The 21,875-nt window shown below is 62.1% G+C and carries 18 protein-coding genes; 7 read left to right on the forward strand and 11 right to left on the reverse strand.

The window, feature by feature from the left end:
* Positions 1-84: 84 nt before the first annotated feature.
* The 4 genes from frr to rpsB form a co-directional block, all read right to left on the reverse strand.
* Positions 85-642 carry a ribosome recycling factor gene (gene frr / locus ACMV8A_RS07885; RefSeq protein WP_495325222.1) on the reverse strand — a complete coding sequence of 186 codons (558 nt, stop codon included), beginning with the start codon at positions 640-642 and terminating at the stop codon, positions 85-87.
* Between the two features lie 15 nt (positions 643-657).
* Positions 658-1,383 carry a UMP kinase gene (gene pyrH / locus ACMV8A_RS07890; RefSeq protein ID WP_495325223.1) on the reverse strand — a complete coding sequence of 242 codons (726 nt, stop codon included), beginning with the start codon at positions 1,381-1,383 and terminating at the stop codon, positions 658-660.
* 3 nt (positions 1,384-1,386) lie between these two features.
* Complete coding sequence (gene tsf, locus ACMV8A_RS07895) at positions 1,387-2,274, reverse strand: translation elongation factor Ts (RefSeq protein ID WP_495325224.1); 888 nt, start codon at positions 2,272-2,274, stop codon at positions 1,387-1,389.
* Positions 2,275-2,388: 114 nt separating this feature from the next.
* Entirely contained in the window at positions 2,389-3,126 is a 738-nt protein-coding gene (gene rpsB, locus ACMV8A_RS07900) for a 30S ribosomal protein S2 (protein WP_495325225.1), read from the reverse strand.
* A 232-nt stretch (positions 3,127-3,358) separates the two neighbouring features.
* Here rpsB and map point away from each other — a divergent pair, with 232 nt between their 5' ends.
* The 3 genes from map (at position 3,359) to ACMV8A_RS07915 (ending at position 7,760) form a co-directional block, all read left to right on the forward strand.
* On the forward strand, positions 3,359-4,126 hold the full coding sequence (gene map, locus ACMV8A_RS07905) for a type I methionyl aminopeptidase (RefSeq protein WP_495325226.1): 768 nt from the start codon (positions 3,359-3,361) through the stop codon (positions 4,124-4,126).
* Positions 4,127-4,243: 117 nt separating this feature from the next.
* On the forward strand, positions 4,244-6,889 hold the full coding sequence (glnD, locus tag ACMV8A_RS07910) for a [protein-PII] uridylyltransferase (RefSeq protein WP_495325227.1): 2,646 nt from the start codon (positions 4,244-4,246) through the stop codon (positions 6,887-6,889).
* Positions 6,890-6,917: 28 nt separating this feature from the next.
* Entirely contained in the window at positions 6,918-7,760 is an 843-nt protein-coding gene (locus ACMV8A_RS07915; RefSeq protein ID WP_495325228.1) for a putative RNA methyltransferase, read from the forward strand.
* On the opposite strand, the gene ACMV8A_RS07920 is transcribed toward ACMV8A_RS07915, so the two are convergent.
* The 5 genes from ACMV8A_RS07920 to ACMV8A_RS07940 are packed head-to-tail and all read right to left on the reverse strand — an operon-like array spanning position 7,757 to position 14,964.
* Entirely contained in the window at positions 7,757-9,136 is a 1,380-nt protein-coding gene (locus ACMV8A_RS07920; RefSeq protein ID WP_495325229.1) for a class I SAM-dependent DNA methyltransferase, read from the reverse strand. The two genes, ACMV8A_RS07915 and ACMV8A_RS07920, sit on opposite strands and share 4 nt — an antisense overlap.
* Before the next feature lie 29 nt (positions 9,137-9,165).
* On the reverse strand, positions 9,166-9,837 hold the full coding sequence (locus tag ACMV8A_RS07925) for a DUF2238 domain-containing protein (RefSeq protein WP_495325230.1): 672 nt from the start codon (positions 9,835-9,837) through the stop codon (positions 9,166-9,168).
* Between the two features lie 11 nt (positions 9,838-9,848).
* On the reverse strand, positions 9,849-10,559 hold the full coding sequence (gene sfsA / locus ACMV8A_RS07930; RefSeq protein WP_495325231.1) for a DNA/RNA nuclease SfsA: 711 nt from the start codon (positions 10,557-10,559) through the stop codon (positions 9,849-9,851).
* Between the two features lie 52 nt (positions 10,560-10,611).
* Positions 10,612-12,825 (reverse strand): GTP diphosphokinase, encoded by a 2,214-nt coding sequence (gene relA, locus ACMV8A_RS07935; RefSeq protein ID WP_495325232.1) that lies wholly within the window; start codon positions 12,823-12,825, stop codon positions 10,612-10,614.
* A gap of 45 nt (positions 12,826-12,870) precedes the next feature.
* Positions 12,871-14,964, reverse strand: coding sequence for a YgiQ family radical SAM protein (locus ACMV8A_RS07940; protein WP_495325233.1), 2,094 nt, complete (start codon positions 14,962-14,964; stop codon positions 12,871-12,873).
* A gap of 88 nt (positions 14,965-15,052) precedes the next feature.
* On the opposite strand from ACMV8A_RS07940, the gene ACMV8A_RS07945 reads away from it, so the two are divergent.
* The 4 genes from ACMV8A_RS07945 to ACMV8A_RS07960 all read left to right on the forward strand — a co-directional run bounded on the left by ACMV8A_RS07945 (position 15,053) and on the right by ACMV8A_RS07960 (position 18,757).
* A complete protein-coding gene (locus ACMV8A_RS07945; protein ID WP_495325234.1) occupies positions 15,053-15,346 on the forward strand; it encodes a hypothetical protein in 294 nt (97 codons plus the stop codon).
* A 62-nt stretch (positions 15,347-15,408) separates the two neighbouring features.
* Positions 15,409-16,437, forward strand: coding sequence for an agmatine deiminase family protein (locus ACMV8A_RS07950; protein ID WP_495325235.1), 1,029 nt, complete (start codon positions 15,409-15,411; stop codon positions 16,435-16,437).
* A gap of 116 nt (positions 16,438-16,553) precedes the next feature.
* On the forward strand, positions 16,554-17,444 hold the full coding sequence (locus ACMV8A_RS07955) for a carbon-nitrogen hydrolase (protein WP_495325236.1): 891 nt from the start codon (positions 16,554-16,556) through the stop codon (positions 17,442-17,444).
* Positions 17,445-17,635: 191 nt separating this feature from the next.
* On the forward strand, positions 17,636-18,757 hold the full coding sequence (locus tag ACMV8A_RS07960) for a 3-deoxy-7-phosphoheptulonate synthase (protein WP_495325237.1): 1,122 nt from the start codon (positions 17,636-17,638) through the stop codon (positions 18,755-18,757).
* A 251-nt stretch (positions 18,758-19,008) separates the two neighbouring features.
* On the opposite strand, the gene ACMV8A_RS07965 is transcribed toward ACMV8A_RS07960, so the two are convergent.
* Complete coding sequence (locus ACMV8A_RS07965) at positions 19,009-20,361, reverse strand: sigma-54 interaction domain-containing protein (protein ID WP_495325238.1); 1,353 nt, start codon at positions 20,359-20,361, stop codon at positions 19,009-19,011.
* 165 nt (positions 20,362-20,526) lie between these two features.
* Entirely contained in the window at positions 20,527-21,801 is a 1,275-nt protein-coding gene (locus ACMV8A_RS07970; protein WP_495325239.1) for an NAD(P)/FAD-dependent oxidoreductase, read from the reverse strand.
* Between the last annotated feature and the right edge of the window lie 74 nt (positions 21,802-21,875).

Here is a 21,875-nt window from a genome sequence, read left to right on the forward strand (position 1 = left end):
GAAAAATCGAACCTCGCTGATCAAACTTCTTTAACGCAGTGACATTCATCTTTCTATTGCAGCTTGAAACCTGTCACTTGTAACTTAAATTTCCATCAGGTCCTTTTCCTTGGTCTCGAGAACCTTGTCGACTTCGACAATGTAACGGTCGGTGAGTTTCTGGATTTCATCCTGGCCGCGGCGCTCGTCGTCTTCACTGATTTCCTTGGATTTCAGCAGTTCCTTGAGATCATTATTGGCATCGCGGCGGATGTTGCGAATGGCGACCTTGGCGCCCTCGCCCTCGTGACGTACCACCTTGGTCAGTTCACGGCGGCGCTCTTCGGTGAGCGGCGGCATGGGGATGCGGATGACCGTGCCGGCACTGTTCGGGTTGAGGCCCAGGTCGGAGGTGAGAATGGCCTTTTCCACCGCCTGAATCATATTGCGCTCCCACAGCGTGATGGTCAGGGTGCGGGAGTCTTCGACACCGATATTGCCTACCTGGCTCAGCGGCACCATGGAGCCGTAATATTCCACGGTGATGTGTTCCAGCAGGCTGGGATGGGCACGTCCGGTGCGCAGTTTGGTCAGTTCGCCCTTGAGCGCATCGACGCTTTTCTTCATGCGTGCTTCGGCGTCTTTCTTGATGTCATTAATCATGGGTTCCTCCACAGCCTAGGCTTCGACCTGGGTGCCCTCATCCTGGCCCAGCATGATGTTCATCAGGGCACCGGCCTTGTTCATGTTGAACACCCGCAGCGGCATACGGTGATCGCGGCACAGCACGATGGCCGTGGCATCCATCACCTCCAGCTTGCGCTCCAGCACCTCGTCGTAGCTGAGGCGGGCATAGCGGGTGGCCTTGGGGTCCTTCACCGGGTCGGCACTGTATACCCCGTCCACCTTGGTGGCCTTGAGCACCAGATCGGCGTTGATTTCGATACCACGCAGGCTGGCGGCCGAGTCCGTCGTAAAGAACGGATTGCCCGTGCCTGCGGCAAAGATGGCCACGCGCCCCTTTTCCAGGTGACGGATCGCCTTGCTGCGTACATAGTCTTCACACACGGCGGGGATCGGCAGGGCCGACATTACCCGCACCTGCACGCCTTCCTTTTCCAGCGCACCCTGCATATTCAGGGAGTTGATGACCGTGGCCAGCATGCCGATTTGATCAGCTGCCGCACGGTCCATACCGGAAGATGCCAGGCTGACGCCACGGAAGATGTTGCCGCCACCAATCACCAGGCCCACCTGCACCCCCGCTCGCACCACGGCGGCGATTTCCTGGGCGATGCGCTGGGCAACCTCCGGGTCGATACCGAACCCCTGTCTGCCCATCAGAGCCTCGCCGCTCAGCTTGAGCAGGACGCGGCGGTAGACCGGTTTGGCAGCGGCATCCATGGCTTACTTGCTCGTGGCAGCGGCCTGGGCAGCCACTTCCTCAGCAAAGTTGACGGCCTTCTTCTCAATGCCCTCGCCCACTTCGAAGCGGGTGAAACCGATCACCTTGGCGCCGGCGTCCTTCACCAGCTTCTCCACGGTGATATCCGGGTTCTTGACGAAGGGCTGGCCCAGCAGGGTGACTTCCTTGAGGAATTTCTTGATGCGGCCGTCGACCATCTTGGCGATGATATCGGCGGGCTTGCCGCTGTCGGCGGACTGTGCGGTGTAGATCTCGCGTTCCTTCTCGATCAGCTCGGCCGGCACCTGGTCTTCAGACACACACTGCGGGCGGCTGGCGGCGATATGCATGGCGATATCGCGGGCCAGTTCAACGGAACCGCCCTGCAGCTCGACCACCACGCCGATGCGGGTGCCGTGCATATAGTTCACCAGCAGGTTGCCGCTGTTGTAGGCGACCATGCGGCGCACAGCGGAGTTCTCGCCGATCTTGGCGATCAGGGCCTTGGTGGCGTCGGCCACGGTCATGCCGTCCGCCATCTTGGCAGCCAGCAGGGCGTCAATATCGTTGGCACCGGAGTTCAGCGCGGTGTCGCCGACGGCGGCAGCGAAATTGCGGAAATCGTCGCCCTTGGTGACGAAGTCGGTTTCGCAGTTCACTTCAACCATCACCAGGCGCTTGCCGTCGGCAGCAGCCTTGACCACGATCAGGCCTTCCGCGGCGGTACGGCCGGCCTTCTTGTCGGCCTTGGCCATGCCGGCCTTGCGCATGTGCTCGATGGCAGCCTCGATGTCACCGTTGGTTTCCGTCAGGGCCTTCTTGCACTCCATCATGCCGGCGCCGGTGCGCTCGCGGAGGTCCTTGACCAGGGCAGCAGTAATTTCAGCCATCTTGTAATCCTCTCTAGAAAATCGGAAATCAATGGGCAGCCGGGGCCACCCTTTCGGCAATACATTCAAAAAAGGGGGCATGGCCCCCTTTTTGTGTTGCTTGTGGTGCCCGCCTCAGCGGACCGCGGCCTCATCGACCTCGACGAACTCGTCCACCACACCGGCACCCGAGGCGCTGCGGCCGGCCAGGATGCTGTCCGCCGCAGTCTGCACGTACAGGGTGATGGCACGGATGGCGTCGTCGTTGCCGGGGATGACGTAATCAACGCCGTCCGGGCTGTTGTTGGTGTCCACCACACCGATCACCGGGATACCCAGGGTCTTGGCCTCGGCGATGGCGTTCTTCTCATGGCCGACGTCGACGATGAACAGGGCGTCCGGCAGGCTGGCCATCTCCTTGATGCCGCCAATGGAGCGCTGCAGCTTCTCGATCTCGCGGCGCATCAGCAGGGCTTCCTTCTTGGAGACACGGTTCATGCTGCCGTCCTGCTCCATGGCCTCCAGATCCTTCAGGCGCTTGATGGACTGCTTGACAGTCTTGAAGTTGGTCAGCATGCCACCCAACCAGCGGTGGTTGACGTAGGGCATGCCACAGCGCTGCGCCTCGGCGGCGATGATGTCGCGGGCCTGGCGCTTGGTGCCGACGAACAGGACGTTGCCACGCTTGGACGCCATGGAACCCAGGAAATTCATCGCGTCATTGAACAGCGGGACGGTCTTTTCCAGGTTGACGATGTGGACTTTATTGCGGGCGCCGAAGATGAAGGGGGCCATCTTCGGGTTCCAGTAACGGGTCTGGTGGCCGAAATGAACGCCGGCCTCCAGCATCTGACGCATGGTCACGTTTGCCATTTGAAACATTCCTCTTCAGGGTTGGGCCTCCACGTACCCCGCTGGCCGACCTCCGGGTGATATACCCTGGGGCACCCCGGCCAGTGTGACGGTGCGTGTGCGGATTTAAAAACTCAATAAAAGCGGGTTTGCCTATTGAAGCCGCGCTTTATACCATAATCACCGTTCCGCAACAACGGCATACCCGCCCCGAGACGGCCGCCGCGCCGCCGACCAGCCCCAGGAAGACTGCATGAGCGTCACCATCAAAACCCCGGAAGAACAGCAAAAAATGCGCGTGGCCGGCCGTCTGGCCGCCGAGGTGCTGGAGATGATCGCGCCGCACGTGCAGCCGGGGGTGACCACCGAGCAGCTGGACCGGCTGTGCCACGATCATATCGTCAATGTCCAGCAGGCCATCCCGGCGCCGCTCAATTACCACGGCTACCCCAAATCCATCTGCACCTCCATCAATCACCAGGTCTGCCACGGCATCCCCAACGACCGGGAGCTGAAAGACGGCGACATCGTCAACCTGGACATCACGGTCATCAAGGACGGCTACCACGGTGATACCAGCATGATGTTCCTGGTGGGCAAGCCGGCCATCAAGGCCGAACGCCTGTGCCGCATCGCCCACGAATGCCTGCTGGTAGGGATCCGCCTGGTCAAACCGGGCGCCCGCCTGGGGGACATCGGCCACGCCATCCAGCACCATGCCGAGGCCAGCGGCTACTCCATCGTGCGCGAATACTGCGGCCACGGCATCGGCAAGGACTTCCACGAGGAACCCCAGGTATTGCACTACGGCACCCCCGGTACCGGCCTGGAGCTGACCCCGGGCATGACCTTTACCATCGAACCCATGGTCAATGCCGGCAAGCGCCAGATCAAACTGCTGCCCGACGGCTGGACCGTGGTGACCAAGGACCGCAGCCTGTCCGCCCAGTGGGAACATACCATCCTGGTCACCGAAAACGGCTACGAGGTTCTTACCCGGCGCCAGGATGAAGTTATTTAAGGCAGTTCTCCGCAAATGAAAGCGAATGAGCGCGAATTGGCCAGGATAAGAACATATGTAGCCTCTATTTGCGCCCATTCGCGTTCATTCGCGGACTATATTTCGATCTGATAGGGCATGGAAAAAGACGTCCTCTTCGACGGCGCGGCCTTTGACGCGGCCCTCGCCAGCGCTACCCCGCCCCTCACCCTGTTCCGCAACGCCCTGCGCCATTCCCAGGCGGTACTGGCGCGGCGCTTCGAGCGCGGTGCGCCCATCGTCCAGCTGGTGCGCGGCCGCGCCTGGGTGGTGGATCAGTTGCTGGCCCGCGCCTGGCGCCGCCACATGGGTGAGCACGAACAGCAGGCCGCCCTGGTGGCTGTGGGCGGCTACGGCCGCGGTGAGCTGCACCCCCACTCCGATATCGATCTGATGGTGCTGCTGCCGGTGGGTGAGCTGCCTGCCCTGCACCAGGCCCTGGAGAGTTTCCTGCTGTTCCTGTGGGATATGGGTCTGGAGGTGGGACACAGCGTGCGCTCGGTGGCCGACTGCGAGCGGGAGGGCCAGGCCGACATCACCGTCGCCACCAATCTGATGGAGTCGCGCCTGCTGGGCGGCGACGCCGGTCTGTACTACGCCATGCACCAGGTGATCGGTCCCGACCGCATCTGGCCGACACGGGACTTCTTCGAGGCCAAATGGCAGGAGCAGATCGCCCGCCACCGCAAGTTCCACGACACCGCCTACAACCTGGAACCCAACATCAAGGAAGGCCCCGGCGGACTGCGCGACATCCAGATGATCGGCTGGGTGGCCAAGCGCCACTTCGGTGGCCAGACCCTCGACGATCTGGTCGGCCACGGCTTCCTCACCCCGGCGGAATACCGCACCCTCATCGACGGCCAGAACTTCCTCTGGAAGGTCCGTTTCGCCTTGCACCTGCAGGCCAAACGCCGCGAAGACCGCCTGCTGTTCGACCATCAGCGCGCCCTCGCCCGCCAGTTTGGTTACCAGGACGAAAATGCCACCCTGGCGGTGGAGCAGTTCATGAAACGCTATTACCGCACGGTGATGGAGCTGGGCCAGCTCAACGAAATGCTGCTGCAACTATTCCAGGAAAAGATCCTGCTGGCCGACGAACCGGCGCAGATCACCCCGCTCAACCGCCGCTTCCAGGCGCGCAACGGCTTTCTCGAGGTGAGCAACGAACTGGTATTCCGCCGCCAGCCCTTCGCCCTGCTGGAGCTGTTCCTGCTGCTGGCACAACACGAAACTCTCAAGGGTATCCGCGCCGAGACCATCCGCCTGATCCGCAGCCACCTGCACCTCATCGACGACGAGTTCCGCGCCGATCTGCGTTGCCGCAGCCTGTTCATGGAGCTGCTGCGCCAGCCGCGCGGCGTGCATACCGCCCTGCGCCACATGAACCGCTTCGGCCTGCTCGGCGCCTACCTGCCCGCCTTCGGCCGCATCGTCGGCCAGATGCAGCACGACCTGTTCCATGTCTATACCGTGGATGAGCACACCCTGTTCGTGCTGCGCAATGTGCGCCGCTACGCCTATCCACAGTACCGTGCCGAATTCCCGCTGTGCAGCGAACTGATGGATCAGATCCCCAAGCGCGAGGTGCTGTATGTCGCCGCCCTGTTCCACGACATCGCCAAGGGCCGCGGCGGCGACCATTCCGTACTCGGTGCCGAGGAGGTAACGGAGTTCTGCCGCAACCATGCGCTGTCCGAATACGACACCCGCCTCGCCGCCTGGCTGGTGCGCAACCACCTGCTGATGTCGGCCACCGCCCAGCGCCAGGACATCAACGACCCGGACGTGGTGAATGCCTTCGCCGCTGCCGTGGGTGATCGCGTACACCTGGATTACCTCTATCTGCTCACCCTGGCCGACATCCGCGCCACCAGTCCCACGTTATGGAACACCTGGAAGGGCACGCTGCTCAACACGCTGTACAACAGCACACGCAACGCGCTGCGCCGCGGTCTCACCAACCCCATCGATGCCGACGAACTGATCGCCGAAACCAAGGAAGAGGCGCGCATGCGCGTGCGCGACCGCGCCGTCTCCACAGAGGCCATCGACGCCCTGTGGGCGCGCCTCGATGATGACTATTTCCTGCGCTACACCATCGATGCCATCGCCTGGCACACCGAGGCAATCATCGCCGCTCAGGGCGCGGCCCTGCCGATGATCCTGATCCGCCAACAGATGCAGCATGGCGGCACCGAGATATTCATATACACACCACGGCACGACAACCTGTTTGCCCTCGCTACCAGCACACTGGACCAAATGGGACTCACCATTACCGACGCGCGCGTCATGACCTCGCGTGATGGCTATACCCTGGACACCTACACCGTGCTGGAAGAGGACGGCGCCCCGGTCAGCGACGCCTGGCGCATCCAGGAACTGGAGGCCACGCTGCACGAGGTACTGGCCCATCCCGACGTCCCGCCGCAAAAGGTTGAACGCCGCCTGCCGCGCCAGCTGAAGCATTTCACCATCCCGACCCAGGTGTTATTCCAGCCTGACCCCTACAATGATCGTACGGTGATGGAAGTGATCAGCGCTGACCGCCCCGGCCTGCTGTCGCAGATCGGCAAGGCGATGATGGAGTGCGATGTGCGCCTGCAAAACGCCAAGATCGCCACCCTCGGCGCCCGCGTGGAAGACATCTTCTTCGTTACCGATGCGGAAAACCACCCGCTGCACGATGCCGCACAGATGGAACAGCTGCGCCAGCGCATCGTGGAGTTGCTGGCGGCGTGAGCGCAATCGATTCGCGGCGAGACAGACCGTGAAGGCAGACAATCTGGCCTGTCCACTGGACGGTCTGGCACTGGAGCGGGGGGAACACCGGCTATGCTGCGCCAATGGCCACAGCTTCGATGTCGCGCGCCAGGGTTATGTCAATCTGCTGCCGGTGCAGAACAAGAAATCCCGCACACCGGGTGACAGTACGGCGATGGTAGAGGCTCGCCGCCGCTTCCTCGATGCCGGCTTCTATGCACCCATCGCCCACCATCTGCAGGCACTGGTGCTGCCACACCTGCCAGAGGGTGATGCCTGTGTCGTGGATGCCGGTTGCGGCGAAGGTTACTACCTCAACCAATTGCACATGGCATTGACGGAGAGCGGTCACACGGCCAGTCTCATCGGACTCGACATCGCCAAGCCGGCAGTCATCGCAGCCACCCGCCGCAACAGACAGATCACCTGGCTGGTGGCCTCCAACGCCAATCCCGCCATTGTGCCGGGCACGGTGGATTTGATCCTGTGCATGTTCGGCTTCCCCGTCTATCCCGCCTTCGCTGCCCTGCTCAAACCAGGCGGCAGGCTGTTGCTGGTAGATGCCGGCCCCGAGCATCTGCTCCAACTGCGTGAAGTGATCTACCCGGAGGTGCGCAAATCAGCGCCACCGACCCTCGACAAGGCGCAACAAGCGGGATTCACGCTGTCGCACAGTGAGCCCCTGCGCTACCAGACCGCGGCGCTGGAACGCGCACAAATCGCCGACCTGCTGGTGATGACGCCTCACCTCTACCGCGCCAGCCATGCGGGCAAGGAGGCCGCGGCGCAACTATCCAGCCTCCGGCTGACGGTGGATGTCGTGTTCCGGGTATTGATCAAAAGCGCCTAGCGCTTTTGCAATGCGTACAACCAGCCCGGCACATCGACGCCGAGATTCTGCCGCAATACCGCGGCCTCCTCCGCCAGCAGCGCAAAGCCATGCCGATTCGCCAGTGCCCGCACGTAGTCGGCGCTGTGGGCATAACGACCCGCCTCGCGTAACACATACGCTTCCATCGCACCCTGTTCCACGGAAAACAGCAGTCGGCCCCCATGACGCAGCGCCTGCGCCGCGACGATGAACACCGGCGCCAAATCGCCCAGATAGACAAACACATCCGCTGCCAGCAGCAGATCCCAGCGCTGCATCTGTTGATCCAAGGTCTGTACCACATCACCTACCGCCAGCGCGTCGTACACGGCGCGCTGGCGCGCCTTGTCCACCATGCGCGGCGACAGGTCGACACCCGCCAAGTGGGCGGCCACATCACGAAAGGCCATGCCCGCCAGGCCGGTGCCGCAGCCCAGATCCAACACCTGCAAAGCGCTGCCGCCACCGCAACGTTCGAACAGGGCGCGCAACAGACTCGGCGTGCGGTAGCCCAGTACGCCGGTGAGATGCTCATCAAAACCATCGGCATACTGATCGAACAAGGCCGCCACATAATCTCCGGGCGCCACGCTGGGCACCTGCTCGCCGCGCAACGCGGCACGCACATAGGACACCTCGGCGTAATCGGGCTTCAAACGCAGGGCCTCGTCGTAGTGATGCAGCGCGGCCTCCTTGTCACCGACGGCCTCCAGCAGGGCGCCGTAATTGCGATGTGCCTCGGCCAGCTCCGGCTCGGCCTGCAGAGCCGCTGCATAGCAGGCGGCGGCGGCGGCATAATCCTCCCCGGCCTGCAACAACCCGCCCAGATTGTTGAGCGCCTGCGCATGCTGCGGCGCCAAACGCAAGGCATGGCCATAGGCGGCAATCGCCGCCTCGCGCTGCCCCTGTTGTTGCAGGGTGAGCGCCAGGTTCACCCACAGCGTGGCGTCCTCCGGCGCCAGCTCCACGGCGCGCCGATAACAGACCAGCGCCTCGTCCGCCATGCCGGCCTCCTCGCAGGACTGACCAAGATTGTTGTGATAATCCGCCTCGTCCGGCTGCAGGGCCACCGCCTGACGATGGGCCGCCAGCGCCCCGGCAAGGTCGCCGGCATCACGCAGGATATTGCCCAGATTGAAGTGAAATACCGCCGAGCGCGGCTGCGCCGCCACCGCCTGGCGCACCAGCTCTGCCGCCGCGGGTGCCTCGCCACGGGCATACAGCACCAACCCCAGGAGGTGCAGGGCATCGGCCTGGCCAGGATCCTGCGCCAGGATCTGACGATAGATGCGCTCCGCATCCTCCAGCTCCCCGGCTTGATGATGTTGAACGGCCTGTTGCAGCAACGGATCCATGGCGTGTGCGAGTCCGGCGGGTCGTGGGATCAGGAGCGGCGGCGCCGCTCGAACAGCCCCGGGTTGGCTTGGATGAAGGCGTGAATCCAGCGCTCCAGGAACGATTTATTACCGGCGGTTTTGAGATAGCCGTAACCAAGCACTGCGATCACCAGCGCCCCCAGCGCATTCACGATCATGTCCCACATGGTATCGGTCAAACCGGACGGGTCGCCCAGCATGGGTTTCTGCATGTTCATGCCAAACAGGCTGTCCATGGCGAACTCGAATATCTCCCACAGGGCGCCCACGCTGACGGCAAACGTAAAGGCGAAAAAGGCCACGAATCCCGGCGTCATGTGCAGATTGATGTCCTCGGTTTCATTCAGCACATGCACCAGCAGGAAGCCAAGTATTCCCATGAGGAGTCCGGAGCTGGTGTGCAGGACCAGATCCCACCACCAGAACCGTGTGTAGTAGCCATGCACCTCGCCAAGGAACAGCGAGGCGAAAACGAAGACAATGGCCAGCACCTCGAACTCCGGCGGGATAAAGACACGAAAGCGCCGCGCCATCAACAGGGGAATGAAGGTGATGGCCAGTATGCCGGCGACGATACCGACGGTGAGCCAATGCTGCTGCCATGCCGCTATCGTCGCCTCAACCAATAGAATCAGTTTGAGCAGGATACCGAAGCGGCGATGAAACCCACGCGTATTCATGGGACGGCAACCTATCCAGCCTGCACTGGCAATGCGGTATCCAGCGTGACGGCCTGCGCTGTCACCCGGGCGCGGTAGGCCACTGCCTCCACCCCGGCGGCCAGCGCCGCACGCAGGGTACGGCCATAGAGCGGATCGATCTCATCGGCCGGGCGTAGCGCCTGCGCGTCGCCACGCTGCACGCAGAAGAAGAGTACGCCACGCCCGCCCGCCGCCACCACCTGCATCAATTCACGCAAATGCTTGCTGCCACGTGCACTGACCGCATCGGGAAAAAAGGCCGTACCGGAGGCATCCAGCGCCGTGACATTCTTGATCTCCACATAACAGTCCGGGCGGCCGTTCGCCGCCAGCAACAGATCGATGCGGCTGCCTTCCTGACCGTAGCGCACTTCCTGCCGCAGCGAGGCATAACCCTGCAATTCCGTTACCACACCGGCAGCAATGGCCTCGCTCACCAGCCGGTTCACCATCCCGGTGTTGATGCCAATCATCACACCAGCCTGGCTCTCCACCAGTTCCCAGGCATACGGATATTTTCGCTTTGGGTTGCCAACCTCGCGCAACCAGACACGGCTGCCCGGCTCGGCGCAGCCCAGCATGCTGCCGGTATTGGGGGTATGGGCGGTAATCACGCGGCCATCGGCCGTCCGCACATCGGCCAGAAAGCGCTGGTAACGCCGCAACAGAGTTCCTGTCAGGAGGGGAGTTTCGAATTTCACAATCGATTAACTGATCCGTGACTATTTGTATTTGCAAACTTGCCTCTGGCTGTCAATGTATCCGCCGCCGCGCTTCGGTCACGTTGGGTAACTGGCTGATGCGGCCCAGCACCCGTGACAGTTCATCGATATTGGCAATCTCCAGGGTGAGCTGCATGCGTACGCTGTAGTCCTGCTTGTTGGTTTGGGTATTGACCGACAACACATTGATTTTGTCGTTGGAAAGGATCGATGTGATGTCGCGCAGCAGACCCTGGCGATCAAAGGCAAGGATCTCAATATCAACCGGATAGGTCTGGCGCTGTTTGCTGCTCCAGTCCACCTCGATGAGGCGCACGCGTTTGTCCGGTGCCATATTCAGGATGTTGCGGCAATCGCGCCGATGAATGGTGACGCCACGCCCCTGAGTGATGTAGCCCACCACGGCGTCGCCCGGCGCCGGCTTGCAGCAGCGCGCCATGCTGGTGAGCAGGTTGCCGACACCGTGAATGTGGATGCCGCCCTCGCCGCCCTTGCCCGGCGTGGGCACGCTGATGTGCAGCGACTCATCCTCGACCGGCGGCGGCACCACCTGTTTTTGCAGGGCGCGGACGATTTGGCTGGTGTTGATATCACCACGACCGATGGCGAGCAGAAAGGGATCGAGCTGTTCGAAACCGAATTGCGCCGCCAGCTGTTCCAGCGGCAAGTCGGAGACGCTGAAGCGACGCAATTCCTTTTCCAGCACCGCACGGCCTTCCGCCAGATTGCGCTCCAGCGCCTGCTGGGTGAACCAGTGGCGTACCTTGGCGCGGGCACGCGAGGTCTTGAGGTAGCCGAGATGGGGATTGAGCCAATCGCGGCTCGGTTCGCCATGCCGCGTGGTGAGAATTTCCACCTGCTCGCCGCTCTTCAGTTCGTAAGTAATGGGCACCATGCGGCCGTCGACGCGGGCGCCGCGGGCGCGGTTACCCACCTCGGTGTGAATGTAATAGGCAAAGTCCAGCGGCGTGGCGCCCTGGGGCATGTCCACCACCTCACCCTGTGGGGTCAGCACGTAGACTCGATCCTGGAATACCTCCGACTTGAAGCGATCGATGAAATCGCCGGCGCTGCTCTCTTCGTCCTTCCACTCGAGCAGTTGGCGCAACCAGGCCACCTTTTGCTCGAAATCGCGATTGCTCTTGCCGCCCTCCTTGTAGCGCCAGTGTGCGGCGACGCCCAGCTCCGACTCCTTGTCCATCTCAAAAGTTCGGATCTGCACCTCGACAGTCTTGCCGTCGGGGCCGACCACGGCGGTATGGATGGAGCGGTAACGGTTCTCCTTGGGCGTGGCGATGTAATCGTCGAACTCCTTGGGAATATGCGGCCACAGCATGTGCACCACTCCCAGGGCGTGGTAGCAGTCGGGGATCGTATCCACCAGAATGCGCACGGCGCGCACATCGTACAGTTCGTGGAAACTCAGCCCCTTGCGCTGCATCTTCTTCCAGATTGAGTAGATATGCTTGGGCCGACCCTTGACATCGGCCTTGATGCCGGCTCGCTCCAGCTCTTCCCGTAAGGTAGCCAGCACCTTGTCGATGTAGCGCTGGCGATCGACGCGGCGCTCGTCGAGGGACTTGGCGATCTCCTTGTAGGCCTGCGGCTCCAGATAGCGGAATGCCAGGTCCTCCAGCTCCCATTTCACATGCCAGATACCCAGCCGGTTGGCCAGTGGCGCGTAGATATCCAGCGTTTCGTGGGCGATGCGCTGCTGCTTGTAGGCCGGCAGGTGTTGTAAGGTGCGCATGTTGTGCAGGCGGTCGGCCAGCTTGATCAACACCACGCGCACATCCTCGGCCATGGCCAGCAACAGCTTGCGCAGGCTCTCAGCCTTGATCTGTTCCTTTTTGTTGCCCTGCTCCGCCGCCTGATACTCGCCGATCACCTTCATCTTGGTGAGGCCGTCAACCAGATGGGCCACCGCCGGACTGCAGGCCTGCGCGATGTCATCCAGAGTGATGGAGGTATCTTCCACCACATCATGCAGAATGGCGGCGGCGAGGGTTTCGTGGTCCATGCGCAGGCCGACGAGGATATCGGCCACGGCGATGGCATGGGCGAGGTAAGGTTCACCGGAGGCGCGGAGCTGTTCGCGATGGGCGCGCTCGGCCAGCTCGACCGCGCGGCGGATAAGCGCCACCTCATCGGCCGTACGGCCCTCCGCCAGGCTGTCCAGCCAGGCGTTACGGCCCGCGGCTTCCTTTAATGCGGCGTCACGAACAGTGGATTCGACGTAAACCATGCAACTCTCTTCGCCTGCAAACCATGCACAAAGTTTAGCGCGGCTTTAGCGGCGGCGCCGCGATTTGGCCGGCGGCGCGCTGCCCTGCCGCGCCGGCGTCGGCTTGCCCTTATGCGCCGTCAGCAGCCGCCCGGTACCTTCCGGCTGCCAGGCCGGCACCAGGTGGCGCTTGCCGTTGCCGATGAGATCGCTGCGTCCCATGCGTTTCAAGGTCTCGCGCAGCAGGGGCCAGTTTTCCGGGTCGTGATAGCGCAGAAATGCCTTGTGCAGGCGGCGCTGGCGCAGACCGCTGGGTACCTCGATGCCCTGGCTGTCGCGCCGCACCCGCTTCAGCGGATTGTGGCCGGTGTGGTACATGGCGGTGGCCATGGCCAACGGCGTGGGCAGGAAGGTCTGCACTTGATCGAGGCGGAAACCGTTGCGCTTCAGCCACAGGGCCAGCTCCAGCATGTCGGTATCCGAGGTGCCGGGATGGGCAGCGATGAAATACGGGATCAGATACTGCTCCTTACCCGCCTCCTTTGAAGCCTGCTCGAACATCGTCTTGAATTTGTCGTAGGTGCCGATACCCGGCTTCATCATTAAATTAAGCGGCCCGGCCTCGGTATGCTCAGGGGCAATCTTGAGATAGCCGCCCACATGATGGGTCACCAGTTCCTTGACATACTCGGGTGAACGCACGGCAAGGTCGTAACGCAGGCCGGAGGCGATGAACACGCGCTTGATGCCGGGCAATTGGCGCACGCGGCGGTAGAGATGGATCAGCGGTGCGTGATCGGTCTTGAGGTTGCCGCACACGTCGGGAAACACACAGGACAGGCGCCGGCAGGCGGCCTCGATCTGCTCTTCCTTGCAGTGCATGCGGTACATATTGGCGGTGGGGCCGCCGAGGTCGGAGATGACGCCGGTAAAGCCGGCGACCTGATCGCGGATGGCCTCCACCTCGCGCACGATGGAGTCCTCGGAACGGTTCTGGATGATGCGCCCTTCGTGTTCGGTGATGGAGCAGAAGGTGCAGCCGCCGAAACAACCGCGCATGATGTTGACGGAAAAACGGATCATCTCCCAGGCCGGCAGGCGGGCATTGCCGTAGGACGGATGCGGCGCCCGCGCATAGGGCAGATCGAAGATCGCATCCATCTCCTTGGTGGTCAGCGGGATCGGCGGCGGGTTAAGCCATACCTCGCGCTCGCCGTGGCGCTGCACCAAGGCACGGGCATTGCCCGGATTGGTCTCCAGGTGGAACACGCGCGAGGCATGGGCATAGAACACCGCATCGTCGCGCACCTGCTCATAGGACGGCAGGCGCACCACGCTACGCTCACGCTCAGGACGCGGCTTCTTTTGCAGGCGCACCACCTGCCCCGCCCCAGCCGTGCAGGCCGTGGTCTCGGCATAGGGGTTGACATGCACCGGCGGCGCCCCCGGCGTGTCGATTTCACCAGCATCCACCTCATACCAGTCGTCCGGCACTGCCTTGCGCAGGAACCCAGTGCCGCGTACATCGGTAATCTCGTGTATGGGCGTGCCCTTGGCCAGACGGTGGGCCACCTCCACCAGGGCGCGCTCGGCATTGCCGTACAACAACAGGTCCGCCTTGGCATCCAGCACCACAGAGCGGCGCACCTTTTCCGACCAGTAGTCATAATGGGCGATGCGGCGCAGGCTGGCCTCGATACCGCCGATGATCAGCGGCACGTCACTGTAGGCCTCGCGGCAGCGCTGGCTATAGACAATGACCGAACGGTCCGGCCGCTTGCCACCCTCGCCGCCCGGCGTATAGGCGTCATCGCTACGGATGCGCCGGTCGGCGGTGTAGCGGTTCACCATGGAGTCCATGTTGCCGGCGGTGACGCCAAAGAACAGGTTGGGCCGGCCCAGACGGCGAAAATCCTCCGCCGAGGTCCAGTCCGGCTGGGCGATGATGCCGACACGAAAGCCCTGTGCCTCCAGCAGGCGCCCGACCATCGCCATACCGAAACTGGGGTGATCCACGTAGGCATCGCCCGTGACCAGGATCACATCGCAGGAATCCCAGCCCAGCTGCTCCATCTCCTCCCGCGACATGGGCAGAAAGGGCGCGGTGCCGAAGCGCTGCGCCCAGAATTTGCGGTAGGAAAATAGTTCACGGACTGACATGGCGAATGGGTTTTACTCGTGTGGAGCCAGTGCAGTATATTGGGTTGCACTAGACTCAGGACAACAACGACGATCAAGGAGCCGAATCATGCGTCCCAGCCCTATCCGCCTCATCGCCATCCTGCTGGCTGCCGGCAGCACTGTCGCCCATGGCGATGTGGTACAGGTGCCGCCCGCCGCACCGGGTACGGAAGCCGCACAGATCCAAATGGATCTGCCCGTCCGTGGCATGAACAAGCAGCAGGTGGAGGCCCGTTTTGGCGCACCGCTGGAGAAGATTCCTGCCGTAGGCGAACCGCCCATCAGCCGCTGGGTGTACGCGGATTATACCGTCTATTTCGAGCATCAGTATGTAATCCACACGGTACTCAAGCGTAAATAACGTCGTTCTCCTCAACTCACTGCGGCTGCCTGCGCGCAGCCGCAGTTATGGCCAGGGTCCCCATGCAAATACTGCCCGCCGAATGGTCGCCGCAAAGCGCGGTGATGCTCACCTGGCCCCACATCCACGGGCCGCTCGGCCGTATCCTGGCCCAGGTGGAGGCCGTTTTCGTCAATATCGCCCGTGCCGTTACCGCCCATGAGCCGCTGCTCGTTTCCTGCCTGCATACGGCACATCGCGACCATGTCGCCGCACAACTCACGGCGGCGGGCGTGGACTTGAAGCGGGTACGCCTTGCCGTCGCCCCGTCCAACGATGTCTGGGCCCGCGATCACGGCCCCATCACCGTGCTGCGTGACGGCAAACCGCTGCTGCTCGATTTCGCCTTCAATGGCTGGGGATGCAAATACCCCTATGACCTGGACAATGCCCTGACCCGTACCCTGCATGAGCAGGGCGTATTCGGTACCACGCCACTGGAAAGCGTCGCGTTGATCCTGGAAGGCGGCAGCATCGAAAGCGATGGTGCAGGTACCCTGCTCACCACTCGCCACTGCCTGCTCAACCCGCAACGCAACCCGGAATACGACTGCGTCGGCCTGGAAGGCATCTTCGCCCAGGTATTCGGCAGCACGCGCGTGCTGTGGCTGGACCACGGCGAATTGGAAGGCGACGACACCGACGGCCACATCGACACCCTGGCGCGCTTTTGCGACGCCCACACCATCGCCTACGTCCGCTGCGACGACCCGCGGGACAGCCATTACTCGCCCCTACGGGAAATGGAACGCGAACTGATGGCATTCCGTACCGCCGACGGTCAACCCTACCGACTGGTACCGTTGCCGCTGCCCGCCCCCAAACGGGACGAGCACGGCAAGCGCCTGCCCGCCACCTACGCCAACTTCCTCATCATCAACGGTGCCGTGCTGGTTCCCGTTTATGGCGATGCCCTGGACGAGGTGGCGCTGGAGCGGCTGGCCCCCTGCTTCCCCGGGCGTGAAATCATCGCCATCAACTGCCTGCCGCTGATCCACCAGTACGGCAGCCTGCACTGTGTGACCATGCAACTGCCGGCGGGCATCATATGAAAAATCGAGCCCGCAAATAGACGCGATTACACGCCAATGAAAACTACTCTCTCCCGACAAAGTTGTATTCGCGTTGATTCGCGTTCATTTGCTGACTCACCCGTGTGGAGGATGTGATGAAATCACGTACCCTGCGTGTCGGTCTGGTGCAGCAACCTTGCAGCGAAGACCGCGAGACCAATCTCTACTACAGCTCGCTGGAGATCCGCGCCGCCGCGGCCGATGGCGCCGAACTGGTGTTGTTGCAGGAATTGCACAGCGGCGTGTACTTCTGCCAGACGGAAGACTCGGCACGCTTCGATCAGGCCGAAGCCATCCCTGGCCCGACCACCCATGCCCTGGCCGAGCTGGCCAGGGAACTGGGCATCGTCATCGTCGGCTCGATCTTCGAGCGGCGCGCCGCGGGCCTGTACCACAATACTGCCGTGGTGCTGGAGAAGGACGGCAGCATCGCCGGCCTCTACCGCAAGATGCACATCCCCGACGACCCCGCCTATTACGAAAAATATTACTTCACCCCAGGCGATCTCGGCTTCACCCCCATCGATACCTCGGTAGGGCGGCTCGGCGTGCTGGTATGCTGGGACCAATGGTATCCCGAAGCGGCGCGATTGATGGCCCTGGCCGGTGCCGAGATTCTGCTCTATCCCACCGCCATCGGCTGGGACGAACGGGTAGAGCTGGACGAGCAACTGCGTCAGCGCGACGCCTGGGTGACGATCCAGCGCAGCCATGCCATTGCCAACGGCATTCCGGTAGTGGCGTGCAACCGCGTCGGCTTCGAACCGGATCCGTCGGGCCAGACCCCGGGCATCAACTTCTGGGGCTACAGCTTCATCTGCGGCCAGCAGGGCGAGATCCTCGCCCAGGCGCCGGAGGACGATCCTACTTTCCTGGTGGCCGAGGTTGAACTGGGCCGCACGGAACAGGTGCGCCGTGCCTGGCCCTACCTGCGCGACCGCCGCATCGACGCCTACGGCGACCTGCTGCGCCGCTACCGTGACTGATCAGTCCGCGAATGAACGCAAATACACGCGAATATTTCTTTGGGCGGAATACAGTGATGATGCCCACCACGCCACGGATGCACCTCATCCAGGCGCTGTATCTTAAGCTTGGCGGGATAATCACCAATTTCTTATTCTATCGATTCGCGTCTATTCGCGTTCATTTGCGGATTCCTAGAGGTTAAGCCACCATGATCATCATCCTGCAGCCGCACGTCACCACGCAGAGCCCGGAGTTTGATGCCCTGCGCAATCACATCGCCAACCTGCCGCGCGTACAGATGCGCGTGCACGAGGAACGTGGCGCCCAGCAGACGCTGACCGAGATCTATCTCATCGGCGATACCGCTGCGCTGGACAAGGACGACATGGCCAGCCTGCCCGGCGTGGAGCGCGTGGTGCGCGTATCACGCGAGTACCGTGTACTCGGCCGCCACCACGACGACCAGCGCCCCAGCTATTTCGAATACAACGGCGTACGCTTCGGCCAGGACAATTTCAATGTGTTTGCCGGCCTGTGCGCCGTGGACACGCCGGAGCATGTGGAGATCATGATGCGGACCCTGCGCGACCATGGCCAGGTGTGCACACGCATGGGCGCCTATAAGCCACGCACCAACCCTTATGCCTTCCAGGGTCACGGCAAGACCTGCCTGCCCTATGTGTTCGAGCTGGCCGGCAAGTACGGCATCAAGGTCATCGCCATGGAGGTGACCCACGAGAGTCATGTGAACGAAATCCGTGAGGCGCTGCACCATACCGGCAACCCCACCGGCGTGATGCTGCAGATCGGCACCCGCAACACACAGAACTTCGAACTGCTCAAGATAGTCGGTCGCCAACGTGAGTTTCCCGTACTGCTCAAGCGTGGATTCGGCATCACCCTGGAGGAGTCACTCAACGCCGCCGAATATCTCGCCTCGGAGGGCAACCGCAACGTGGTGTTCGGTCTGCGCGGCATGAAGACCAACATGGGCGACCCGCACCGCAACATGGTGGACTTCGCCCACGTGCCGGTGGTGAAGCGCCTCACACGCATGCCGGTGTGCATCGACCCGTCCCACTCGGTGGGCTCGCGTGATCGTGCCCCGGACGGCCTGCTCGATGTGTTCCACGTCACCGCCCAGGGCATCATCGCCGGCGCCAATATGGTCCTGGTGGATTTCCATCCCCAGCCCCCCAAGGCCCTGGTGGATGGCCCGCAGGCCCTGCTACTGCCCGAACTGCCGCACTTTCTGGAGGATGTGGCGATTGCCCGGGGGGCCTATGAAAAGCGCGTGGCGGCGGCGGCACGTAGGGGGGCCGGTGGCTGAGTCTGCCGGAATGGTGCGCCATCTCTGTCATTTGACAGGACGTGTCATGACATAGCAGGCGATCGCCGTTCTATAACACCATGATTCATAATAGATTTGATTGTGGCACGGATATTGCCATATATATTTTGTGGAGCAATGCCATGCGTTCTGTGGGATGCATGGTGGATTCCCCTCCTTCCACACTGTGGTGTTTTTAGCCGCTCCCGAAAGGGCGCGGCTTTTTTCGCTCCACTGGCCCCAAACCCGCGTTATCCGTTGCCCCGCATGCGCTCCACATAACGGTACAAGGTGCGCTCGCTGACACCGAGGCGCTGGGCAGCCCGGGCACGGTGGCCCTCGCAGGTTTCCAGTGCGTGCATCACCTCATCATCGGTCAGGCGGCCGTTGCGGCGTTGCAGCAATTTCCGGCTGCCCGCATGGACCACCGCATGTTCTCCGCCCGGGTGCTGAATGTCCTCACGCCGCGGCCCCTCGAATACCAGATGCTCCGGACGGATGATGTCTTCGCCGTAGGCCAGGATGGCGGCACGCTCAACGATATTGCGCAACTCACGCACGTTGCCCGGATAGTCGTAGGTCATCAGGGATTCGATCACTTCCGGCGACAGGGGAACGAAGCGGTCGCTGTCTTCGCTATTGGAGAGAAAGTACTCGGCCAGGGCGGCAATGTCGTCCGGGCGATCGCGCAGCGGTGGAATACGGACCGGGAAGGCGGACAGACGGTAATACAGATCCTGGCGGAACTCGCCCCGCTCGACCATGCGCTGCAGATCGCGGTGGGTAGCGGCGACCACACGCACATCCACGTTGATGTAGTCGGTGCCGCCAAGGCGGCGGATGGTGCCTGTTTCCAGCACACGCAGCAGCTTGGTCTGCAGGGCCAGCGGCAACTCGGCGATTTCGTCGATGAACAGAGTGCCGCCGTGGGCCACCTCGAACAGCCCCTTCTTGCGCCCGGCGGCGCCGGTGAAGGCCCCCTTTTCGTGACCGAACAGCTCGCTTTCGATGAGGTTCTCGCCCAGGGTGCCGCAATCGACGATGACGAAGGGGCCGCCGCTGCGCGGTGAATATTCATGTATATACTTGGCGACGCACTCCTTGCCGACGCCACTCTCGCCCTGCAACAACACTGTGGTGGTGGTAGGGGCCACCCGCTGCAGCAGGCTGGTCATGCGCACCATGGGGCGGGAGCGGCCAATGAGCAGGGTATCCTGGCGCTTCTGGCTGACAGGGAAGATGTATTCACCCACGTACAGCACGTTGCCGTGGTCATCGAACAAGGGGGTGGACTGGAGCTGCACGTACTCCTCGTTACCGTTCATGTCGTAGTGGACATGCATCACCTGGGTCGATTGCGCGGTGCTGAACACGATCTCCAAAGGACAATGCTCGCCGTGCTGGCTGCACGGGACATCCACCCGGTGCGATACCTCATAACAGAATCGCCCCACCACATCATCGCCGTTACCCAGGCCGTAGCGCTTACGGTACTGGGTATTGGCGGCCATGATGCGGTAATTGCGGTCGATGACCACGAAGGGATCGGGCAGGATGTTGATGATTTGTTCGCAGGACGGCTTCGCGATGCTGTTGCAGGCCATTGTTACCCCTCCAATGATAATGGTTATTGTTGTTATTTTTGGCAGTCGATGTCATGACATAGTCTGCTTGTCATGCTGTCATGTCAAGCCTGGGGGCAGATCCGGCGCTACAAAAACAAACGGCAGGGAGTGCCCCGCCGTTTGCTACGGCCCATAGCGCGGTGCTTACTTCAGACGTTCGATGCCCAGGGCCTTGAGGATGTATTTCTCGAACAGCGGCTCCGAGGAACCCTTCTTCATCTTGTTGATGAAGTATTTCTCGAAGGCCACCTTGGCCATGTGCACCCACTTGCCTTTTTTCATCCAGGACACGTTGCGCGGCGGGATCTGCGGCATGGCGACGAAGGCCACGCCGGTATCGCCCATATCGGCCAGGCAGATGGCGTTCCAGGTGCCCTTCTCGTCCGGCGCCTTGCCCTCGATGGCATTTTTCAGATTATGGGCCGCCGCCGACACCATGGACTCGATCATGTAACCGGTCTTGGGGGTGCCGGTGGGTACCGGCGTGGCCTCCACCGGCGGGATGGCGATGCACACACCCACCGAGTAGATGTTGTTCCAGGTCGGATTGCGCTGGTAGTCATCCACCTTGACGAAGCCGCGCGGATTGACCAGCTTGTCACCCACGTTAATCAGCGGGTCGATGCCCTTGAAGGCCGGCAGCATCATGGAGTACTTGAACGGCAGCTCGTGCTTTTTGATTACCTCGCCGTTGTCGTTGTGCTCATCCACGAACATCTTGCCGGCCTCCACCTTGGTCACCTTGGCATTACACACCCATTTGATGTGGTTCTGGCGCAATTCGGACTCCAGCATGCCCTTGGAATCGCCCACACCGCCGAGGCCCAGGTGGCCGATGTAGGGCTCGGAGGTGACGAAGGTCATGGGCACCTTGTCGCGGATCTTGCGCTTGCGCAGATCGGTGGCGTAGATCATCGCCGTTTCATAGGCAGGGCCGAAACAAGACGCCCCCTGTACCGCACCGACGATCAGCGGCCCCGGCTCCTTGATGAATTCCTTCCAGCCCTCGTAGGCCTTCTCGGCGTGGTCGGTGGTGCAGACGGAATGGGTATGGCCACCGTGAGGACCCAGGCCCTCCACCTCTTCAAAGGCCAGCTTGGGGCCAGTGGCAATGACCAGATAGTCGTATTTCACCACGCTGCCGTCCGCCAGCACGACGGTGTTCTCATCCGGCTTCAGCTCGATCATCGGCTTGGCAATGAGCTTGATGTTCTTCTTCGCCAGGTAGGGCTCGATCTGGAAGGTGATGTCCTTGCGGGTGCGCCAGCCTACCGCCACCCAGGGATTGGAGGGTGTGAAGCTGAAGTAGTCGGTATTGTTGATGATGGTAATGTCGTGGCTGCTGCCAAGGATGTCGCGAAAATCGTAGGCCGCGGGCAAACCACCCAGACCGGCGCCGATAATGACAATGTGTGCCATGGAAATACTCCTGCTCGTGTGCCCAACCGGCCAAAGGGGATGAGTCCCAGGACCGAAATATTATTCATGTGATC

It is taken from the genome of Sulfurivermis sp. (assembly GCF_059410345.1).

Excerpts from the sequence above, each read along its gene's own strand:
- frr (WP_495325222.1), bottom strand. The coding sequence starts at position 642 with ATGATTAATGACATCAAGAAAGACGCCGAAGCACGCATGAAGAAAAGC.
- pyrH (WP_495325223.1), bottom strand. The coding sequence starts at position 1,383 with ATGGATGCCGCTGCCAAACCGGTCTACCGCCGCGTCCTGCTCAAGCTG.
- tsf (WP_495325224.1), bottom strand. The coding sequence starts at position 2,274 with ATGGCTGAAATTACTGCTGCCCTGGTCAAGGACCTCCGCGAGCGCACC.
- rpsB (WP_495325225.1), bottom strand. The coding sequence starts at position 3,126 with ATGGCAAACGTGACCATGCGTCAGATGCTGGAGGCCGGCGTTCATTTC.
- map (WP_495325226.1), top strand. The coding sequence starts at position 3,359 with ATGAGCGTCACCATCAAAACCCCGGAAGAACAGCAAAAAATGCGCGTG.
- glnD (WP_495325227.1), top strand. The coding sequence starts at position 4,244 with ATGGAAAAAGACGTCCTCTTCGACGGCGCGGCCTTTGACGCGGCCCTC.
- ACMV8A_RS07920 (WP_495325229.1), bottom strand. The coding sequence starts at position 9,136 with ATGGATCCGTTGCTGCAACAGGCCGTTCAACATCATCAAGCCGGGGAG.
- ACMV8A_RS07925 (WP_495325230.1), bottom strand. The coding sequence starts at position 9,837 with ATGAATACGCGTGGGTTTCATCGCCGCTTCGGTATCCTGCTCAAACTG.
- relA (WP_495325232.1), bottom strand. The coding sequence starts at position 12,825 with ATGGTTTACGTCGAATCCACTGTTCGTGACGCCGCATTAAAGGAAGCC.
- ACMV8A_RS07940 (WP_495325233.1), bottom strand. The coding sequence starts at position 14,964 with ATGTCAGTCCGTGAACTATTTTCCTACCGCAAATTCTGGGCGCAGCGC.
- ACMV8A_RS07945 (WP_495325234.1), top strand. The coding sequence starts at position 15,053 with ATGCGTCCCAGCCCTATCCGCCTCATCGCCATCCTGCTGGCTGCCGGC.
- ACMV8A_RS07950 (WP_495325235.1), top strand. The coding sequence starts at position 15,409 with ATGCAAATACTGCCCGCCGAATGGTCGCCGCAAAGCGCGGTGATGCTC.
- ACMV8A_RS07955 (WP_495325236.1), top strand. The coding sequence starts at position 16,554 with ATGAAATCACGTACCCTGCGTGTCGGTCTGGTGCAGCAACCTTGCAGC.
- ACMV8A_RS07960 (WP_495325237.1), top strand. The coding sequence starts at position 17,636 with ATGATCATCATCCTGCAGCCGCACGTCACCACGCAGAGCCCGGAGTTT.
- ACMV8A_RS07965 (WP_495325238.1), bottom strand. The coding sequence starts at position 20,361 with ATGGCCTGCAACAGCATCGCGAAGCCGTCCTGCGAACAAATCATCAAC.
- ACMV8A_RS07970 (WP_495325239.1), bottom strand. The coding sequence starts at position 21,801 with ATGGCACACATTGTCATTATCGGCGCCGGTCTGGGTGGTTTGCCCGCG.